The sequence below is a fragment of the Streptomyces sp. NPDC020747 genome, assembly GCF_044334695.1.
Classification (GTDB): Bacteria; Actinomycetota; Actinomycetes; order Streptomycetales; family Streptomycetaceae; genus Streptomyces.
Genome location: NZ_JBIRTJ010000024.1, coordinates 67,333 through 85,090 on the forward strand (window position 1 = coordinate 67,333; position 17,758 = coordinate 85,090).

A 17,758-nucleotide genomic window follows, 5' to 3' on the forward strand; every position below is an offset into this window, starting at 1 on the left:
CGACTTACCGCCTGAAGGCACGAGCCCCCGGACATTGACGGTCCGGGGGCTCGTGCGTGGGGTGAGGCGTTCCTCAGCCCTGCTGCGCCTACTGCTGGTGGTCCGGGCTCGGTACCGGGACCACCAGGTCGGCGGATGTGGGATCAGCGGGTGCGCCGGGTCAGCGTTGCTGGAACCACCAGATGATCCACGCGGTTCCGCTCGCGCCCACGGTGCCGGAAGCGCCGCGGAGGATGCCGTAGCCCGCGGTACGGGCGAGGGTGCGCAGGCGACGGCGGAGGCCGCCGTCCAGCAGATGCCGCAGACGGGTCCGGATCTCGGACCAGATGTTGCGCAGCTTGCCGTTGCCCTGGTGATGCCGGGTCGACGCCGGCTGGTCGGTGCCCTTACGCTCGTTGGGCATGCTGATGGTGCCTCCTTAGGTGGTGGCTGTCGGTTTCTTCACTGGGCGGCTCCCTGCTGGAACAGGGGGCCGTCGCCCGTTTGCGGGGCGGCGGCCTGCGCCGCGCCCGACCCGTGTGTGCCGGGCCGGGAGTCGTGGGGTTGGGGCCATAGCGCCCCGGCGGTGCTCATCGCGGAATCGCGGCCCCCGAGAGCGCGGGGATACGGGAGCCGATCCGCAGCGCGGTGCGGGCGACGCCCTCAGGAGTCCAGGCGGCCTCTGTCGCCTCGCGCTCCGTCTTGTTGACGTTCAGGTCGAACGGCGCGGCGAGAGCCCAGCGGACGTGCGTGCTCTGCCCGAGGACGGAGAAGCCGTCCAACTGCTGCTCGGAGAGGAACGCGTACAGCAGGTCCTTCTCCTTCAGCTCCTCGATGCCGCGCCCGACCGTTGACGGGGAGACCCCGTACCAGAGCGCGTACTCCCTGGCTTTGTGCAGGGCGAAGGACGGGCTGCGCTGGCTCATGAGGATGAGCAGCATCGCCTTCGCCGGCATCGAGAGCGACCGGTAGTAGTGCTGCTCCCAGTACTCGAAGGGCACCTTGAAGTAGACGCTCTTGCGGGAGCCCTCCTTGTCGCCCGACGGCAGCGTGTACGGGTCGCCGGAGCCGTCCTCGAGCAACTTGGTGATTTTCGTCATCCGGCCGTACGGCTCGGTGCTGATCAGCTTCAGTTCCTTGAGCGTGTGCAGGTGCCGAGAGACTGCGGCACTCGCCGTGCCGTTGGTGGCGAAGGAGATCCCCGCGGCGCGGCCCCAGGTCTCGAACCGGTGAGTGACGCCCCAGTCGGCGCGCGCGGTGACGCAGTGGATCAGGAGGAAGAGATCCAGCCGCTCGTTACTGCGCAGCATCTTGGAGAACGGGCCGGGCCGCGTGACCAGGCGGAGGCCGGGATCGGCATCCTGGACGAAGGCACGCCGGATGAGGACGGCACGGCCGGTGCGCTTGGACTGCTCCAGCAGCATCCGTATCGTGTCATCCTGGCTCACGGCCATGTCCCGCTTGAGCACGGTCAGTTCGGTGGTCACGGAGTCCATGTTCCCCGATCGGTCGTACGGGGAGGGTGTCGAATTCCGGTGCGGCCGCTTGGTCGCCTCCCGCTCAGATCCGGCTATCGGAAAACACTGGGATAACTGATGACCCCTGATAGGAAACCAGTGGTGCCTGAATCTGCAGGCAGACGCGTACTTGGCACCGGAAACCCTTAACGTTTCAGACGGTGATCTTTGATGTTCTGGAGCCGGACTCATGGATAGTTCACGTCGTGACCCCGTACCTGGGAGAACACGGCGGCGAGTCCGGATCGAGCCGGTCGCGGTGGTGACGTCTCTTCCCACGGCGGCCCGCGGTCCGTACGACTGCGCCCGTCCTGGAGGAGGCGGGGCGAGTACGGCGAAGGCGAGGGCGGTCATGGCCCGTCCCCACTCAATCGAGTCGAAATTCGGCCCGGAGCTCAACCTCGCCCGGGACATCAAGGACGGCACCGTCACCGACCAGGACACCGGGGAGTAGGTAGAGCGCGATGAGCCTGTTCGGCGACGGCCTGGACGCCGCGGTGCAGAAGGCGTTCACCCGCCCGGCGCCCAAGAGCGCGGGCGCGCAGATGCGCTACCTGGTCAAGCAGCTGGGGCACCAGGGCGGTTGCCCGGATGCTGCGGGTCTCTCAGCGCACCGTGGAGCGGTACGTGAGGACCAGATCAAGAAACCGCGCGCCGATCTCGTCGCCCGCCTGGAGCGCGAGGTGAAGGCCCGCTGGCAGCCGCAGATCAGGGCGAAGGCCCGCGAGAGGGCGGCCACGACCGGCGGCATCGTCATCGACACCCGCGCTTGACTCGGCTACACCGCGCCGATCGGCACGACGGACCAGGACCGCATCCGGCACCTGACCGTCGCCCTGCCGCCCCGCTACCCGCCCGACTCTTCGACGCCCCGAGCGAGGAGCTGAAGGAGATCGCGGCCGACGCGCTGAGGGAGGTGTACTTCCAGGACGGCGGCTGCCACGCCGGCAGCCTGGAGGAGGTCCGCTTCACCGATATCGAGCACCTGGAGTTCGATCTGTAGGCAATCCGGTGCACGTCCGTCATGCCAAAGGGACAGCACCGCGCCCGCCCGGTGTAGCTGAGCGCATCACTTCGCGAGTGAGCGCGACACTTGGCGAGTTGAGCGTTCAGCTTTCAGCCCTTTCCCATCAGCCATGCGTGGTGTTCGTCGAAGCCTTCCTGGTCAGCGACCCGGGGACTGCGCCTGTAGGAGCAGACGACGCACTGCCCGAAGCCGACCCGCCCCCACATGTCCAAGCCCTGGACACAGAAGGTCTCGTACCCACACACCGGGCACTCCTCGAAGTCGTGGCCGTCAGGGTTGTGCTTGGAGTGGTACTCGTTGGGGTTCTCGGCTGACTCCGCACGGCGCGTGGCCTCTTCATCACCGATGAGTTCCAGCAGAGCGCGCGCATGATCGGCCGACCGCGCGTCCTCGTCCTGGGCCCGTTCGTCGTCGCGGTCAGACTGGGCCCCGTGGAGGGTTCTCAGGGTGGGGTGACGGTCGAGGGCAAGCAGGGCTTGGACGTGACGGCGCTGCAAGCGCCCCGTTCCGCTTCCATGACGGGCCTGACCGCTGACATCGAGCGCAGTGGTCAGGAGGCCAACGTCGATCCGGGTGTCCCAGAAGCCTTCAGGCATACGGTTTTCCTTCTCCCATCGGGAGCGAACGTCGGCGTCGCGATCGGGTATAACGCACAGGCCTGTCGTCGGGTCGGGCGGAATCTTCTCGACGATCACCTTCAACAGGACCCTCGCAAAGTGCACACGGCCCTGGCCATTCGCTTCCTCCCCTGGCCACTCTGCTGCGACGATCGCGGCCAGGGCGTTGGACAGGGCCTGGTCGTAGATCCCTTCGTGCCCGGGCTCGGTTTCCGTGGACAGGTCGACGCTGGTGACCTCGGAAAACGGGTCCGCATCACCCTCTTGGCGGAGCGCGTTGAGTATCATCACCGCGCACTGGCCGAAATATTCGGCCCGGCGGTCGTTCGGAAGTTCGTTGCCCGACTGCATGCGCACATCATCCTCCGGACACGGAAACGAGGACTATCGGTTTGCTCCGACGGCGCACGAGCACAGCCTGATCAGACGGACCCACCACGAGCGGCGCCGCACACCGTGGGACCAGCGCCCGGAGCAGCACACAGCTGCACAGGCGGGCTCAACTCGCCAACCGAGGCGCTCCTTGCCTTGTTGCAGGGTTGATTCCGGTCCTTCGTACGATCGGGAGACCCAGGGGCCTGGGTGTGGCTGAAAGCGCTCATGCCGTACGTGTGGCTTTGACTGATAGGCCGCCCAGTGCCCCGCGACGACACGGCCACTCATTGGGATGAGCGGACAGAGATCGCTTCGTAAGGACACGTCGGCGTGGTCGTCTGCAGGGCCAGTCAACCGATCGACGAGGGAGGCTCGGGTGCCCGAGCTCTGGGCGGGGACGGATGCCGGCAAGGCCGCGCATCACTGCACGGTGATCGATACGCACGGGACGAAGGTGCTCTCGCGCCGCGTACCGAACAACGAGGATGAACTGCTGGAGCTGATTGGCGATGTCCTCGCGCTGGCTGAGGATGAGCCGGTGACCTGGGCAGTCGACCTGAACGCGGGCGGAGCCGCCCTGCTGATCGCATTGCTCACCAGTCACGGCCAGCGGCTTCTCTATAATCCTTGCCGTACCGTTCACCATGCCTCCCGCAGTTACCGGGGCGACGGCAAGACCGACGCCAAGGACGCGTACGTCATAGCCGACCAGGCACGGATGCGCCGGGACCTGCAGCCTCTGCAGGACTGGGACCAGATCGCGGTGGACCTGAAGATCCTCACCGCTCGCCGTTACGACCTCGCGGCCGACCGCACGCGAGCCATCAACCGACTGCGGGCCCAACTGCTGGAGTACTTCCCCGCTCTGGAGCGGGCGTTCGACTACGCCGCGTCCAAAGGTGCTCTCGTGCTGCTGACTGGCTATCAGACACCGGCTGCCCTGCGCCGGATCGGTCCGAGCCGACTGGCGAGCTGGTTGAAGAACCGCAAAGTGCGCGGCACCCGGGCCCTGGCCGACACCGCCGTCGCCGCGGCGCAGGCCCAACACACCGCTGTCGCCGGGGAGAGCACGGCCGCAGCTGTGGTCCACACCCTGGCCAAGGCCGTACTGGCGCTGGACGAGGAGATCGCTGACATCGACCCGAAGATCGCTGCCCGCTTCCGTGAGCATCGCGACGCGGAAGTGATCGTCAGCATGCCCGGAATGGGCCCGTTACTGGGGGCGGAGTTCATCGCCTGCACCGGAGGGGACATGGACGCCTTCGGCAGTACGGGGCGCCTCGCCGGAGTCGCCGGTCTCGCACCTGTCCCAGGGGACTCAGGCCGGATCAGCGGCAACATGCGCCGACCACACCGCTACCACCGCCGACTCCTGCGCGTGTTCTACCTCTCCGCCCAGATCGCCGCCCGCTTCTGCCCCACCTCAAAGACCTCCTACGACCGCAAACGAGCCGAGGGAAAGAGCCACAAACAGGCAGTCCTCGCCCTCGCCCGCCGACGCCTCGACGTCCTGTGGGCCCTCATACGTGATCAGCGAACCTTTGAGCCGCAACCACCTCAGCGCGGTCTCGCCGTGAGTTGATCCCTGTTGATCCGAGACGGCGCGTGCTGCCCGCTGCCTGCTATGCGTCTCAGTTCCTGATGAGAGGTTCGTAGGGATGCCCCTCCGGCGTGAAGATGAGAACGAAGTTCTCTCCCACCCCAACGGCTACCTCCCGCAAGCGGACCAGGACGTCTGCCTGGTCCGGAAGGTCGAGGCCAAGGGCTGCGGCGGCCCGTTCCCTCCGGGCCACGAGATCCGGCATGTCCTCCAGGTACTCGGCCGCGAGCTCGAGACTTTCCTTCTCCATGAACACTTGGCAGTCGCGCCACCACGGGGCGACCAGCAGCAGCCGCAGGAGCTCGGGCAGGCCGATCGCAACCAGCGCCGCACCTCCTTCGGAGTCGGCATAGAGGATTGGACGTTCCTCGCCGCCTTCACCGCAGAAGAAGTACGTGCCCCCAGCGCCGTCGCCGGCGAAACCCTCGAGCGCGGCCCCCGAGGCGAGGTGGACCTCCTCGACATGGTCGCCTCGGTCCAGGTCGAAGCCGCCCGGCCAGGCGAGAAACCGGGCAGCCTCGTCCTGTTCGCGGACGGCAGTGATCAACGAATCCATGAGCCGCACCCTACGGCTCACTGGTTGACAAGCATCATTGGGAATCAGTCACAAACTCGCTCGTAACTGGACGGTGTTTTGTGCGTCTACAGATCGAATTCCAGATGCTCGATGTCGGTGAAGCGCACCTCCTCCAGGCTGCCGGCGCGGCGGCCGTTGTCCTGGAAATACACCTCCTTGAGGGCGTCGGCAGCGATGTCCTGCAGTTCCTGGTCGCTGGCGCCCTGTTCCTGGGCATTGAAGAGGCGGGCGGCGTACTGAGGCGGCAGGGCCACGGTCAGGTGCCGCATCCGGTCCTGGTCCGTCGACCCCACCGGGGCGGTGTAACCGATGCGGGCTCGGGTGTCGATGATGATGCCGTCGGTCGTCGCCGCCTTCCGGCGCGCCTTGGCTCGGATCTGCGGTTGCCAGCGCTGTGTGACCTCATGTTTCAGGCGCGCCGCGAGGTCCGGTCGGGGCTTCTTGATCTGGTCCTTCACGTAGCGTTCCACGGTGCGCTGGGAGACGCGCAGCATCTGGGCGACGGCTCTCGTGCTCTTGAGCTGCCGGACCAGGTAGCGCATCTGTGCGCCCGCGTTCCTGGGCACCGGGCGAGTGAATGACTTGTGCACCGCGGCGTCCAGGCCGTCCCCGAACATGCTCATCGCGGTCTCCTACTATCCGTTGTCGACGTCGGTGACGGTGCCGTCTTTGATGTACCGGGCGAGGTTGAGGTCGGGGGCGTTGAACCGCTCACGGACCCCTTCGCCCCACAGGAGAGTCTGAGAGCCCTCGTGCTTGACCAGGCCCGGGTTGACGCCGAGTTTGAAGCCTCCGGGCAGCGGCTTGCCGTTCCGGTAGGGCAAGAAGTCCAGGGGCGATGTCCCGTCGGCCGTGTATACGACACAGTCGGAAAGGACCGCGACCGGGTACTCACCGGTGAAGGCCGCGTGCTTCACGATCTTCCTGTGGAGGTTGATCCGTGTGCGGGAGATGACCGCCGCACGGATGTCCGGCCGCCACGTCGGGCGGGACAGAGCCCGCCACGGCTCGCCCGGCCGCCAGCCCTCGCCCCGGGGCCGCTCGCGCAGCTTGCCCAGGCCACCCTTGACCGTCGCCTTGATTGCCGAAACGACAGTCGACATCTGCGGGTCACGTTCGCGGTAGCCTTCCATCGCTGTCAGGAAATCCGTCGGCGACATGTCCGCCTCCACGCCGAGGTCGGCCATGGTGGCGAGGTAGGCGTCGCGCAGCCGGTTGTACCAGTCGTCCAGGTAACGCCCTGTCTCGTAGCGGACGAATGCCTCGACCGGACGCACCTCGTAGCCCAACTCCGTCGCGTAGGCGACGGTGGGCGTCGCATACCAAGCAAGTCCCTCGGGACGCTCGCCCTTCGGCGTGAACGGATTGGGCAACAAGTCGCCTTCCAGTTCCGCCCACTTGTCCTTCGCGATTCTCACCCGGGACAGATCGACCTGGGAGAGGTCCACGAGCCATGAACCAGGCAGCTTCGCGTCGAAGACCGGCTGCTTGACGTGCGTCGGCGCTCCCAGACCGACGACCAGGCCGTTGGTGCCGGCAGCGAAGGCCATGTTCACGTCGATGCCGACCAGATGCCGCTTGGCGCACTCGGCGTCGGTCATCGGCCGTGCCCAGTCGTATGCCTCCTCGGACAACTTCTCACCGGGGCCCCGGACATGAAAGCGCGGCAAGTCCTTCAGCACCGGGTGGCCGTCCGGGGCCTCGCACGGGGCGCAGTCCACGGGATCCTTCCCCAGCGAGCCGGGGTTGTGTTCCGAATGCCGCTTGCCGTGAGCATCGGGCGCGGATGCCCGCGTCGGCGGGTGCAGCGCCGTCATCAGTTCCAGTCCGGTGACGGCCGTGGAACCGCGCGGTGTCATCACTCGCTGCGCGTACACGCTCAGGAGTTGGGCGAGTTCGGCGGGCGGGAGTTGGGCCGCGTCTCCCCAGTGACGGCTGTCGAGCGCATTCCAGGAGGGGATGCACAACTGGACGCAGGCCCGTTCCGAGCCCTGGGCGGGACGGTAGATCCGCGCCCAGGGTCCAAATCCACGCTTCGTCAGCTTCCACTCGGAGCGGGCCAACTGCTTGACGACCTTGTGGCCCTCCGGGATCCGTCCCGCGAGCCGCTCGTCCTCCGCGAGGGCGGCAGGCAGACCGTACCGCTGCAGTGCTGCCTCGGTGAGCACGAGCAGAGGGTCCCCGTCCTTGCCCGGGCCGGACAGCTTCGACTGTCCCAGATGGGACTCGCGCAGTGTCCAGTCCACCAGGGCCGGAATGCTCTTGGCGGGCACGTCCAGGATCACGCCGCCGACGCAGTAGGCGAGGACCTGTCCGTCGGCGTCGATATCGACGACGGCCAGCGGACCATGGGCGAAGCGTGAGTCGGCAACAGCCGCGGCACCCGTAGGATCCGCCCTCTTCACGGCTGGACGGCGCGAGACCGACGACCGGCCGACGGTGCCTGCCAGCTGTTCTGTCGTGGCTTCCGGTCCGGCTTCTGTATTGGCAGGACGCGGCGCCACGTCCTGAGCAGCTGCGGCAGAAGGAGGCCAGGAGCCGGATGCCGGGTCCGGGTCCGCGGATGCACGCTGCGCCTCCGCACGATCCGGCGGTGAAGCCGCGAGTGCCTGTGCGTCCGGGGAAGACAGGGGAGCACTGGACTGAGCGGGATAGAGATCGGTCAGCTGCTTCAACATCCGTGCATAGGCGTCGCGCTCCGGAGGCCGCGGCTCGGTCCTGCCGGATTCCCACGCACTGACCGTGGCCCGTCGCACATTCAGGGCGGCCGCCACCTCATCCAGCGTCAGGCCGTGCGCCGTGCGCAGCCGTTTGCGCTCCGCCGGCTGCGGCAGCGCAGACCGGGAAGCAACCAGCGCGTCGATCCGATCGAACAGCTCCGACATTGGAACACCTCCTGGCAGCACACCCTAGCCGTCGAAACACACTTATCACGTACATGTTCCGTACATGGAGCGTACGGACACCCTCTTGCGGGGTCTGGTAGCTACTCATGCCGTCGCGTAGGCCCGTGTTCCGTGTCATCGAATCTTGAGCGCCGTCACCGAAGGCTGGTCATCGATACGTTCGTGTCGTCGAAGTCTGAGTGGTGCGGTGGGCGGGCCATGTCCACCATCGGTGACCACGCCGCAGAGCCCGGGCCCATGCGGTCCCGGGCCGCCGGCACGGCGATCACATCGGCCGCCAGCCACGACGCCGGTTCCGCCGCGGGCGGCTCTCATCGTCGCCGCGGCTGCAGTGCGCCAGATGTGAGCCTCACCAGCGACCTGAGCGAGCACCAGAACTCAAAAACCCCCATTAGGAATAAATGTTCGAGTGCCTTTTGGGTGAGAGATCGCGGCGCCTACTAGGAACTGACCGGAATCCGGTTGCTGCCGACAGCCGAGAAAGTGCTGGACCGATGCATTCACAGCTCGCGGCCCTTCGGACCGCCACGCCGTCCATGCGCTTGTCAGCGCAGGTGGGGCGGCCAACGCCGCACGCCCCCGTCCCCACCGCAACCGCGATGAACGTCCCTGAAAAGGGTCGGAGGACCTGCTTCCCGAACCAAGCTGCCCCGCAGATTTGAGTCAGCGAACAACGGCCAATTCCGGCTGCATTACCCGCATCGCGGGAGGCGTTGTCAGTACCGGCGTCTAACTTCCAGGAATGGCGCGGAAGGCACAGGGGGAGAGCTCAGAACGCTCGGCCATCTCGAATGCGCAAGTGAGCGAAGCGTCCGAACGCCAGGTGACCGGCGGAGGAGTCAACGTGGCAACACAGCTCAGCCAGCAACTCCAAGGATTTCTGAACCAATGGCAGACCCGCCAACGCCGTACAGCGGGCCTTCAGGCGGCGCTCTTCGTCCGCCTGGACGCCCTGCGTCGCACCCACCACAGCTGGGGCGATTACGACCTCATCACTGTGCTGCTCGGAGCCCTCCACCTGGTCATCGAAAACGACCGGCTCAGCGGAGGCCGGCCACGCCACGCCCTCCTCGACGACGTCACCAGCCTCTGCGCCTGGCAACAGCCCCAGGACCCACCGACCACCCATCGCGAGATCGCTGAAGCCGTCATGGACCTACTGGTCAACGAACGCGAACGGCAGACTCGTATGACGGACCGTTACGTCCGTCCCGACGAAAATGCCCACGCCCACTACGTGGTGCAGTCCTTCGCCTTCGTCACCACCGCCGCGGACGACGAGAGCAGCGAACCGGTCCTGCGCGCCACGCCCGAAGCCATCAACGTCTTCCAGAACCTCGTCGACTTCGACCCCTTCGACCGCCTGTCCGCGGAACGCTACCGCTCGGAACGCATGCTCAAGCGCCGTGACTACGACGAAGTCCTCGACTCCATCGACCGTCGAACACTCAGTGTCCACGGTCTCTCCGCCCAACTGACCACTCTGCTGCGCCGCATCACCTACAACGTCCGCGACATCGACTATGCAAGCGACGTCATGCCCCGCCTGACCGACATCATCACGCTCGTCGGCGAACAGGTCGAAGCTGAGGAAAAGTTCGCGGACGCCGTCGCCGAACACCTGCACCTCCACGCCCCCGACTACACCCGGCTGCAGAGACTCAGCAGCAACCTGCGCGACCTGATCGTCGCCCTGCTCAAACTGCAGCACACCGGCGCCGAAGTACGAACCGCCTACGAGGCGGAACAGGACCGCCAGCTGTTCACACCGCGCCGCCTGACCATCAATCCGCAAGGGCAGCTGTTCGCACCGCTGCTGGACATGCCTGCCCAACATGCCGCCGACCTCCTGGAACCTCTGATGGCCCGGCTGCTCGGGCCCCGAGCTCCCCGTGTGCTCAGCCTGCCCCGCCTGCAAGACGTCATGACGCCCGCAGTCCGGCGGCCAACCGAGCAATACCGAGACCCCTTCGACATCGGCAGTCTGCGGATCAAAACCGACGACCTGGACCCGGCAGTGCTGGCTGCCGTCCACGACATCCTGGACAACATCACCGCACCCACCCGGCTGTCCGCCCTGCTCCAGGAACTACAGCACTCCGGCGCCCTCGACACTCTCAGCGCGCCCACAGCCCGTTTCGTGCCCTGGGCACTGGCCGTCACCGTCACCAGCGCCTACGGCGGCCTCCACAGCGAGGACGACGACCTGCCCTCTGCCACCGATGCGTTCATCACCGGCCGGCTGACGGTGGTCCGCCCCGGCACCCCCTTGCCGGCCGGCGCCATCTCCGGCGACGAACTGGTGCTCATCCCGCGCCCGAACGAGGCCGACAACCTGGCTCTCCATCTGCCCGGACAGAAAGGGACTCCATGGACGGAACGGATGCCGGACGCCTGATCGCGTTCGCCCTCGACGTGACTGCCGAGCCCGGCAACAGCGGACAAGCCGGCGACTACCGCAACCTCCTCGACCGCTACCGCACCGACGTATCATTCCGACGCCTCGTCGACGACATCCTCGAGGGGGCCGGCTGCTTCGTAGCCATGGCCGACCCGCACCGCGGACTGCTTCTGGACACCGACCCCGGCGGACCGTGGGCCTGGCCCCAGCGCACCGCCGACCTCCCTTGGAACAAGAACTTCGAAAACGCCGCGGCCCGAGCAATGCGGCTGCTGGTACCTGTCGCACTCCTCGCCTATGTCGCCCCATCGGCCGCCGACTTCGATGAACTCCTCAGTGACCCCTCCGCAGTCACCACCACGTGCACCGCCACCCAACTCGCCCAGTTCATCACCGACTACGCCCGGCACAAGGAGAGCGAGGCAACGGATCCCGCCGAAGGCGACGTGCCCCTGTGGTGGCACTGGCTACAACTGCCCGCCCACGTTCCCACCGCCAAGCGGGCAGGACGCCGCAGCGCCGAATACCTGGTCCACGAAGTTCTCGCCTTCCTTCACGGGCAGCGCCTGGTCGTGAAAAGCGGCGGCACCACCGTCCGTGACAGTGTCTACCGGCCTCGGCGCCTGTTCCTGGCCCGCTGCCGGGCCATGCTCGCCGACGATCTCCTCAACGACTTGCAGGAGTACGCCGCCAAGCGCCCCACAGAGCCCGTGCCCGCGCTCGCTCCGGAAGCGGGGGAGTGAACCATGGGCCCTCTCCTCGGTTTCAGGATCGTCAACCTCCGCGTCCGGGACAAGGTCGCCGTACCCGACCTCACCGTGGACCTGTCCCGGCACACCCACGCGGTGATCGGCCTGGAGAACGGCGGCGGCAAATCGACCTTCCTGGCCTTCCTCATCCACGTGATGCTGCCCCGGGCCGACCAGTTCCTGCCCCGCGTCGCTCAACGCCGCCAAAAGAAACGCGGCAAGGAAAAGCGCATTGAGCACTATGTGCCTGGCGGTGCTCCCACCCACGTCATCCTCGAGGTCGAAGCTCCTGCCACCGACGCCCGGCGCCCCGCGCAGCGCTTCTTCCTGGGCGCTTGCCTGACCAAGCCGGCAGCCAGCGGCGAAGACGATCCCTTCACCGAGTACTTCTGGGCCTTACCCGCCTCCGAGCACAGCCCGTCGCTGGCCGAGCTGCCCCTGCGCAACGACCACCGGCTGCGGGACGACGGCGAATGGCGCCAGCACATTCTGGCCCTGCGCGGCAAGCACCCAGGAACCGGAATCGAACTCACCGAGAACCAAACCAACTGGGACACCTACCTGCGGCAAAACGTGAAAATCGACGTCGAGTTCGTCAAGAGCTGGCTGCTCGCCATGAACGAGGACGAAGGCGCCGCCGACCACGTCTTCACTTACGCCACCTCACGTGACTTCCTCAACAGCGCCATTCACGCAACTGCTTCACCGGACTTGATCAGCGGACTCAAGACCGCCCTGACCGACCTGGGACACGACGCAGACAACCTCGCCTTGGACCGGCGCCGACTGGAACTGCTCAAAGACTTGGTCCGGCACACCGATGCCCTCGTCGACCACCGCCACCATCTGGCTACCTTGGAGACAAGCCGCCACCACCTCGTCGACCACCTTCTGTCCGCCCGGCACCTTCTGGAACGCCAGAGTGCCGACCGCAGTAGCGACTACGACCGGCACGCCCAAGCCCATGCAGAAGCAGAAGCAGCATTCCAGACCGCCCTGGCGGCCTACAGCACTGCCCACGCTCGCGAGAGCGCGGGAAAGATCCAGCTGGCCCAGCTGCGCCTGCAGCACACCGAGTCGCAACTGGCCTCGCGCAGGGAAGAGTTCAGCGCAGCCCAGCTGAAAACCCAGGCAGCCACTGCCGCTGCTCTCGTCGTGCGCCAGGACACCGCCCGCCAGCGCATGCAGGACATCGGCGCCACACTTGCCGCCCGCAGTCAGGGAGCCGAGCCGCAGCGCCGTCGCGCAGCATCCGCAGCCCTTGCCCTGCTGCAGCGCCTCACCGACGAGGAGCGCCGCCTGAAGGCAGAACATGCCGCCGCCAGCGGCGCACGGGACACAGCCGGCGAGCGCGTCGACGCGGCGCGCAGCGATTTCCTCTCCGCCTCCACCGATCACACCCAGGCCGACACCCGCATCCAAGCCCTCCAATCCGAACGGGAACGCATCGAAACCGTCCTGCGGGACGCCGTCAGTGCAGGCATCCTGAGCGACCGGGACGATCCGCAGGTTCTGCTGCTGACGGCACAGGCCCGCCAGGCTGCGCTGTCCGCGGAGCAAGGGGTCCTCTACAACAAGCAGGACCGGCTGACCGGTCTGGTCGCAGCCTTCACCGATGCCCACCGACTACGTACCGAAGAGACCCTGCAGGCCCGCGCGGACCTTACAGCGCAGCAGCAGGCACTGGACAAACTGCGTGCCGAGACCGACGGCCTCGCCGAACAGCTCCGTCTCAGCTCACTCATCGACTACGACCCGATCCGGCTGGACGACCACGACCAGGCCATTGCAGAACTCCTGGCTCTTGCAGCCGCGCAGGCCAAGAGCCGGGAACTGGACGCCGCGGTGCGGGCGGCTGCCGCCCGACGAGCCGTGGCAGCACTGGAGAACACCGGCCTGCTGCCACCCCGGCCAGAGGTGGCCGACATCTGCCGCCGCGCCACCGATCTGAAATTCGGGGCCCGCAGCACCTACTCCTACCTGGCCCAACTGCCGGCCGCCGTAGCCGAAGACGCGGTGCGCAACCACCCAGCTCTGTGCGACGGCATCATCGTCAACATCCCCGATGACGTCGACAACGTGATCGACATCGCCCGCCAGGCCCAGCCAGACCTCCAGGCACCCCTGGTCATCGCCCCTCCGCAGGCGCTCGAGGCGGCCACGACCCTGCCCGACGGCATCACTGTCATCCTGCCCGACGCGGCCCACTGGTCCCTGCAATCCGCCCGCCCGCAGACCGAATCCCGTCATGCCGAGGCCGAACGCCGCGAACAGCACCGTCACGACCTCGGCATCCACTACGACCAGACCGAGAACCTGCGCCGTCGTGTCATCGACTGGAGCGAACGTATCGGCGCACACCGCCTGCACTCCGCCGCCTGCGACACCGAAACTCTTGCCGTGCGCCTCGAAGAGGCCCAACAAGTGCGAGAAGACGCCCACACCGAGCTCTCCCGAGCCTCAGGTCAGCTGCAGGACACGCAGCACAAGCTGCGCGCCCTCCACCAGGAACTGGCCGACACCACCGAGCAGGCCAATCTGCTGATGCCCCTGGCCCAGCACCTCACACGCCATGCCGAACTCGATGACGAGACCCGCCAGGCGGACAACGACAAGAACGAAGCCACCGAAGCCATGGCCGAGGCCCACACGGCACAGGAGACGGCCGAAGCCGACCGGGCACGGGCACAGGACGACCGGGACCGCGTCACGACCAGCCTCGGCGAACTCCGTGCCCTTGTCTCGGAGGCCGACACTCTTACAGCCGAGACCAGCACGGACACCGACCGCATCGATCCGGAAGACGCATGCCGTGACCTCGGCACGCTCAGGGAAGTCGCCGCTGCCCGCCACCGACACTGGAGCACTGCCGCAGCCGACCCCCAACTGGCGGCCGAGCAAGCCCTGCTGCGTACCGAGGCCGAAGCCCTCCAGCAGCAGTTCGGCAAGCACCCGCAGCACGTGCAGGAAGCCGCTTGCAGCCTGCGCCGCACCCACCCCCAGCACAGCGCAGACGAACACAGCGCAACCGCTGACTCGACCCAGGAACAGGCCCTCCAGCTCAGCTCCGCCATCGGCGCACTGGAGACAGATCTGCGCAACCACCGCACCGAAGCCAGCACGGCGACCGAGGAACACAGCCGGCTGCACCGGTCGATCCAGCTGGACCCGGACGATCGAGCCACCACGGTGCACGCCGCACAGCACACTCTCGAGCGCCTCACCGCCGCACGTGAAACCGCTCGCTCCGCGCGGACCCACGCCGACCAGCTCCGTGAGAACACCCAGACCGAACGGCTCCGGGCACAGGCCGCACGCGACCTGACAGCCAACGGCATCACCCTCCTCCAGACGGGCCTGCCCCTGCTGGCCGCCGGCGGAGGACTGTCCGCCGCCATAGACCTGGACGACCGCGCCTTCCACGTCCTCGGGAGCCCACCGCCCGCGCCCGCCCCCGACAGCGTGCAAAGCCTGCTGCGCCTGACCACGGCCGAAGTCCCCACGGACGACACCACCACAGCCCTCGACCACATCGCCACCACACTGGAAAGCGACGTCGGCGACCTGCGCCACCGGCTCACCCAGCGTGAAACGCTCGCCAGCAAACAACTCGAAGACCTCGAAGCAACATTGCGCGGCGCCGACAACGACGTCGTCTCAGGCGACAGCCTCGTCCACATGCTCAGAAGCCTGCCCCGCACCCGCCTCCTGCAGGACGCCGACACTCACCATCACAACGCCACCTCGCGATGCGCCTGGCTGCAGGACGTCGTCGACTCCTTCGACAGCCGCGTGGAAGACGTCAGCCGCACCACGTTCGCCACCGTCCAAGCCCTGCTGCGCGGAGTACAGGCAATCGTCAGCGACTCCTACCTGCCCGCGACACCGGCCCTTGGCGCCTGGGCAGGCCTTCCCCTGCTCAAACTGACCGGGCTGGACCTGAAGAAGGATCAGCGCAAGGCCAACATCCTGTCCCTGCTGCAAGCGTGGTTCGACCCCCACACCCACTCAGCCCGGCCCGACTTCGACGCCGACACCACCATCTACCGCCTCGTCGAAGCCGTCACCCCGGCCTTCAACGCCCGCGTCCTGATCCCCTCCGACCCGCTCGACCCACGGCACAAACCCGTCGACCGGCTCGCCGTGGAGACCTCGGGAGGCGAAGGCGTCACCTTCGCCCTCATCCTCGCCTCTCTGCTGGCCGCCCGCCGCGCCGCCGTCCACGGACACCGCCACACCACGCTCCTACTCGACAACCCTTTCGCGAAAGTCACCAAGCCCGACTTCCTGCGCCTGGCCCGCGACATCGCCACCTCCCTGGGCGTCCGCTTCGTGCCCTTCACCGGCATCCGTGACCTCGGCGCCCTCACCGTCTTCCCCGGCATGATCCAGCTGCGTGTCTCCCGCCGGGAGAGCGCCAACATCGTCATCCCCTACGCCATCAAGGACGCCGACCTGCAGCCGCTCCTGCACCAGGGCACGCTCTACATCTCCGCAACCGAGCGCGACAGCGATCACAGCGCCGACCCGGCCCTGCCCGCCTGGCCCACCCTCTCCGCCGCCACCGTCCGCGCAGAGCAGGCACTCTTCGAGGAGGACGAGCTGCCGTGACCCACCCCACAGCCCTTCCGCCCGCCGATGTCCTCGATCTGTTCGCCGACCAAATCCTGGCCACCCGCCGGCCCCGTCTCACCGCGGCCGCCGTCTACCGTCTGTGGGCCCAGGCGGACCCCGGCTGGCCCGACCCGTTGAACGCCCGCATGCGCCTCGCGCACGCACTGCGTCACCTGGCAGACGCCGGGCTGATCACCCTGCCCGCCCCCGGCGGCAGACTCTGGGACGCCGGCACACCCTGCCTGCCCGAGCGCATTGCCGTCCCCGCCAACCACGAGCTCCCAGCCCAGCTGCCCCATGCCGCCGATGAACCCTGGGGGCCCGCGATGCAATGGGCGCCCGCCTGGATCCGCGCCGCGCATCCGCCCGCGCATCTGCGGCTGGACGCAGCGCGCCTCAACCGCTGGTTCCTCGCCACCACCGGTCAGTCCAGGCCGTCCGTCGCCCGCGAGGAACGCTCCCTACAGATCTACAACGACGAGAAGCGCCTCACCGCGCTCGCCACCGGCCCCCTGTTCGCCCCGGGACGCCTCACCCTCGAGGACCTGGCCTGCCAAGCCCCCACCGGCGCCCTGCGCATCGCCATCCTCCGCCCCGCCGGCCCCGTTCTCGTGGTCGAGAACCGCGCCACGTTCGACTCCGCCTGGCGCGCCCTGCGCGAAGCGGACCCGGCGCCCTACGCTGCCGTCGTCTTCGGCGGGGGAGACGCAGCGTCGGCCCTCGTCACCGACCTCCTGCGCCTGTACGACCTCACCGGCGTCCGGCCCGGCCGCATCGACTACGCCGGCGATGTCGACATCGCCGGCATCGAGGCAGCCCACCAGTTCGTCACGACCGCCCGCACGGCCGGCCTGACGGCCGGTATCAGCCGCCCGCTGTGGGAGGCCGTGGCACGCTCCCACCCTGTCGGACCCGATATGACGGCGGAGCCACGCCGCGCTCACGAAGCACACGTCATGGCCCGCTGCCTCGACATGCCCCCAGAGACCACCGACCGCCTGGAGCAAGGGGTACGAGTCCCGCAGGAGCGAATCGACCGCCAGGCCCTGCTGGACACTGCGTGGTGGGCTCCTGACCCCTGCCCGGCGTGAGCGCCGGTCCCTGGCCACAGGTCACTGCCCCGCCGGTCGGGACAGGCCATGGTGTCCTCCCTTCACCCGTCACAGAACTGCCGGGCGCCCAATGACGTTACTCCGCTCCACGGGGAGAGGAAGCCGCTGCCATCCGCCCCGGCAGCGGCGCGGTACATGCATGCCGACGCAGCCGGACCGGCGCTACGACGAGAGTGCCCTGAACACTCTCGGACACCTGGTGACCGCCGCCGGTCGGCTCTCGCCCGCATGCCGCCCCGCCGCGAGCTGCAGAAGCCTCCCCGGCATCGAACGTATTCACGAAT

Annotated in this window: 13 protein-coding genes; 7 read left to right on the plus strand and 6 right to left on the minus strand. The window is 67.6% G+C overall.

Annotation, left to right across the window (positions count from 1 at the left end; all coding sequences use genetic code 11):
- Nucleotides 1–160: 160 nt before the first annotated feature.
- Together ACH4YP_RS43600 and ACH4YP_RS43605 are read right to left on the minus strand one after the other, a co-directional pair.
- The gene (locus tag ACH4YP_RS43600) at nucleotides 161–403 is read right to left on the minus strand and encodes a hypothetical protein (RefSeq protein ID WP_398496841.1); all 243 of its coding nucleotides are present in this window, start codon (nucleotides 401–403) and stop codon (nucleotides 161–163) included.
- 166 nt (nucleotides 404–569) lie between these two features.
- Nucleotides 570–1,466 carry a hypothetical protein gene (locus ACH4YP_RS43605; protein WP_398496842.1) on the minus strand — a complete coding sequence of 299 codons (897 nt, stop codon included), beginning with the start codon at nucleotides 1,464–1,466 and terminating at the stop codon, nucleotides 570–572.
- 494 nt (nucleotides 1,467–1,960) lie between these two features.
- Here ACH4YP_RS43605 and tpg (ACH4YP_RS43610) point away from each other — a divergent pair, with 494 nt between their 5' ends.
- Nucleotides 1,961–2,269, plus strand: a complete 309-nt coding sequence (gene tpg / locus ACH4YP_RS43610; protein ID WP_398496844.1) for a telomere-protecting terminal protein Tpg — start codon at nucleotides 1,961–1,963, stop codon at nucleotides 2,267–2,269.
- A complete protein-coding gene (locus tag ACH4YP_RS43615; RefSeq protein WP_398496846.1) occupies nucleotides 2,266–2,499 on the plus strand; it encodes a hypothetical protein in 234 nt (77 codons plus the stop codon). The genes tpg (ACH4YP_RS43610) and ACH4YP_RS43615 overlap by 4 nt, the downstream gene beginning before the upstream one ends.
- A gap of 113 nt (nucleotides 2,500–2,612) precedes the next feature.
- On the opposite strand, the gene ACH4YP_RS43620 is transcribed toward ACH4YP_RS43615, so the two are convergent.
- Entirely contained in the window at nucleotides 2,613–3,491 is an 879-nt protein-coding gene (locus ACH4YP_RS43620; RefSeq protein ID WP_398496848.1) for a hypothetical protein, read from the minus strand.
- Nucleotides 3,492–3,891: 400 nt separating this feature from the next.
- Here ACH4YP_RS43620 and ACH4YP_RS43625 point away from each other — a divergent pair, with 400 nt between their 5' ends.
- Nucleotides 3,892–5,097 (plus strand): IS110 family transposase, encoded by a 1,206-nt coding sequence (locus ACH4YP_RS43625; RefSeq protein WP_398496849.1) that lies wholly within the window; start codon nucleotides 3,892–3,894, stop codon nucleotides 5,095–5,097.
- Nucleotides 5,098–5,146: 49 nt separating this feature from the next.
- Here the strand turns inward: ACH4YP_RS43625 and ACH4YP_RS43630 are convergent, their stop codons facing one another.
- From ACH4YP_RS43630 to tap, 3 genes are all read right to left on the minus strand, one after another.
- Nucleotides 5,147–5,671: a hypothetical protein gene (locus ACH4YP_RS43630; RefSeq protein WP_398496851.1), complete on the minus strand. Its 525-nt coding sequence runs from the start codon at nucleotides 5,669–5,671 to the stop codon at nucleotides 5,147–5,149.
- An 86-nt stretch (nucleotides 5,672–5,757) separates the two neighbouring features.
- Nucleotides 5,758–6,315, minus strand: coding sequence for a telomere-protecting terminal protein Tpg (gene tpg / locus ACH4YP_RS43635; RefSeq protein ID WP_398496853.1), 558 nt, complete (start codon nucleotides 6,313–6,315; stop codon nucleotides 5,758–5,760).
- 12 nt (nucleotides 6,316–6,327) lie between these two features.
- Nucleotides 6,328–8,577: a telomere-associated protein Tap gene (gene tap / locus ACH4YP_RS43640; protein WP_398496854.1), complete on the minus strand. Its 2,250-nt coding sequence runs from the start codon at nucleotides 8,575–8,577 to the stop codon at nucleotides 6,328–6,330.
- A gap of 865 nt (nucleotides 8,578–9,442) precedes the next feature.
- Here tap and ACH4YP_RS43645 point away from each other — a divergent pair.
- From ACH4YP_RS43645 to ACH4YP_RS43660, 4 genes are read left to right on the plus strand one after another with little or no spacing between them, the layout of a single operon-like run.
- The gene (locus ACH4YP_RS43645) at nucleotides 9,443–10,996 is read left to right on the plus strand and encodes a hypothetical protein (protein ID WP_398496855.1); all 1,554 of its coding nucleotides are present in this window, start codon (nucleotides 9,443–9,445) and stop codon (nucleotides 10,994–10,996) included.
- Complete coding sequence (locus tag ACH4YP_RS43650) at nucleotides 10,969–11,742, plus strand: hypothetical protein (protein WP_398496857.1); 774 nt, start codon at nucleotides 10,969–10,971, stop codon at nucleotides 11,740–11,742. The genes ACH4YP_RS43645 and ACH4YP_RS43650 overlap by 28 nt, the downstream gene beginning before the upstream one ends.
- A gap of 3 nt (nucleotides 11,743–11,745) precedes the next feature.
- Nucleotides 11,746–16,359, plus strand: a complete 4,614-nt coding sequence (locus ACH4YP_RS43655; protein WP_398496859.1) for a hypothetical protein — start codon at nucleotides 11,746–11,748, stop codon at nucleotides 16,357–16,359.
- Nucleotides 16,356–17,453: a hypothetical protein gene (locus ACH4YP_RS43660; protein WP_398496860.1), complete on the plus strand. Its 1,098-nt coding sequence runs from the start codon at nucleotides 16,356–16,358 to the stop codon at nucleotides 17,451–17,453. Before ACH4YP_RS43655 ends, ACH4YP_RS43660 begins: the two co-directional genes overlap by 4 nt.
- Nucleotides 17,454–17,758 lie beyond the last annotated feature (305 nt).

What these genes read in the sequence shown, in the direction of transcription:
- ACH4YP_RS43620 (WP_398496848.1), bottom strand. Translation starts at nt 3,491, where the DNA reads ATGCAGTCGGGCAACGAACTTCCGAACGACCGCCGGGCCGAATATTTC.
- ACH4YP_RS43630 (WP_398496851.1), bottom strand. Translation starts at nt 5,671, where the DNA reads ATGGATTCGTTGATCACTGCCGTCCGCGAACAGGACGAGGCTGCCCGG.
- tpg (WP_398496844.1), top strand. Translation starts at nt 1,961, where the DNA reads ATGAGCCTGTTCGGCGACGGCCTGGACGCCGCGGTGCAGAAGGCGTTC.
- ACH4YP_RS43600 (WP_398496841.1), bottom strand. Translation starts at nt 403, where the DNA reads ATGCCCAACGAGCGTAAGGGCACCGACCAGCCGGCGTCGACCCGGCAT.
- ACH4YP_RS43650 (WP_398496857.1), top strand. Translation starts at nt 10,969, where the DNA reads ATGGACGGAACGGATGCCGGACGCCTGATCGCGTTCGCCCTCGACGTG.
- ACH4YP_RS43655 (WP_398496859.1), top strand. Translation starts at nt 11,746, where the DNA reads ATGGGCCCTCTCCTCGGTTTCAGGATCGTCAACCTCCGCGTCCGGGAC.
- tpg (WP_398496853.1), bottom strand. Translation starts at nt 6,315, where the DNA reads ATGAGCATGTTCGGGGACGGCCTGGACGCCGCGGTGCACAAGTCATTC.
- tap (WP_398496854.1), bottom strand. Translation starts at nt 8,577, where the DNA reads ATGTCGGAGCTGTTCGATCGGATCGACGCGCTGGTTGCTTCCCGGTCT.